The following is a 1,708-nucleotide window of genomic DNA, read 5'->3' as shown; positions in this document are numbered from 1 at the left end:
CACCGGGGACGCCCGGACCCGGACCTCGCGGGCGCTGTCCGACGAGGTCGCGGCCGCGATGGCCGCCGGACCGGTCCGCGAGCTGGTGACGGCCGGTCAGACCCACCGCGTCTGGGTCGACCGGCGCGAGGCCCAGTTCAGCTCGTGGTACGAGTTCTTCCCCCGCTCCACGGGCGGGTGGGACGAGCGGGGCCGGCCCGTCCACGGCACCTTCGCCACCTCGCGCACCCACATCGACCACGCCGCGGACATGGGCTTCGACGTGGTGTACCTGCCGCCCATCCACCCGATCGGGGTGGTCAACCGGAAGGGCCGCAACAATTCGCTCACCCCGGACCCGGGCGACGTCGGTTCGCCCTGGGCGATCGGTTCCGCGGACGGCGGCCACGACGCGGTGCACCCGGAGCTCGGCACCATCGAGGATTTCCGCGAGCTGGTCGAGTACTCCGCCACGAGGGGTGTCGAGATAGCGCTGGACCTGGCGTTGCAGTGCGCGCCGGACCACCCGTGGGCGAAGGCGCACCCCGAGTGGTTCACGGTGCTGCCCGACGGGCACATCGCCTACGCCGAGAACCCGCCCAAGAAGTACCAGGACATCTACCCCGTCAACTTCGACCTCGATCCCGAGGGGATCTACGCCGAGGTGCTCCGGGTGGTGCGGCTGTGGACCTCCCTGGGCGTCCGGATCTTCCGGGTGGACAACCCGCACACCAAGCCGGCCGACTTCTGGAGCCGCCTGATCGCCGAGGTCAAGCGCACGGAACCGGACGTGCTGTTCCTCGCCGAGGCCTTCACCCGTCCCGCCCGCATGTTCGGCCTGGCCAGGCGGGGCTTCTCGCAGTCGTACACCTACTTCACCTGGAAGACCACCAAGTCCGACCTGGTGGAGTTCTGCGAGCAGCTGCTGGCGCACGTCGACGAGGCCCGGCCCAACATGTTCACCAACACCCCCGACATCCTCCACGAGTCGCTGCAGCGCGGGGGCCCCGCGATGTTCGCGATCCGGTCGACGCTCGCGGCCACGCTGTCCCCGGCGTGGGGCGTGTACTCGGGCTTCGAGCTGTTCGAGTGGCAGCCCGTCACCGACGGCAGCGAGGAGTACCTGGACTCGGAGAAGTACGAGCTCCGGCCCCGGGACTTCGCCGGTGCCGAGGCGGCGGGCCAGTCCCTCGCCCCGTGGCTGCGGACCCTCAACCGGATCCGTCGGGAGCACCCCGCCCTCCAGCAGCTGCGCACCCTGCGGTTCCACGATGTGGACAACGACCAGATCCTCGCCTACTCCAAACTCGACCCCACCACCGGCGACTGCGTCCTCACGGTGGTCTCACTCGACTCACACGGCGTCCAGGAGGGCACCCTGAGGCTGGACATGGCCGCCCTCGGGTACGACGACGACGCCCGGTTCAGCGTCCACGACGAGGTCTCCGGCAGCGAGTTCCACTGGGGTTCGAGCAACTACGTGCGACTCGAGCCGTGGACGGCGGTCGCACACATCGTCGTGGTCCCGCCGTGCGATGAAGCACGTAGGGTCGAACTGACCTACCGCACGCACATCGTGGATTGAGGGACAACGGCATGGGAAAGCACCACGGCAAGGGCCGACCCGCTACCGAGAGCTCCGCCACGGCGCCCGGCAGGGTGCCACCGCCCGTCGACCCCGGGGCGGCCTGGCGGACGCCCGAGGAGGTCGCCCGCGACGAGGCGGGGC

General features: G+C 70.3%; 1 protein-coding gene. It reads left to right on the top strand.

The genetic code is table 11. The features are described from left to right. Nucleotides 1-1,564, top strand: a 1,564-nt coding sequence (locus tag G6018_RS11575) for an alpha-1,4-glucan--maltose-1-phosphate maltosyltransferase (RefSeq protein ID WP_182639664.1), incomplete at its 5' end; no start/stop codon positions are given. Between the last annotated feature and the right edge of the window lie 144 nt (nucleotides 1,565-1,708).

It is taken from the genome of Dietzia sp. DQ11-44 (assembly GCF_014145205.1).
In the GTDB taxonomy this organism is placed as follows: Bacteria; Actinomycetota; Actinomycetes; order Mycobacteriales; family Mycobacteriaceae; genus Dietzia; species Dietzia natronolimnaea.
The sequence above is the reverse complement of the archived record's forward strand: the minus strand, read 5'-3'. Positions and strand labels throughout refer to the sequence as shown.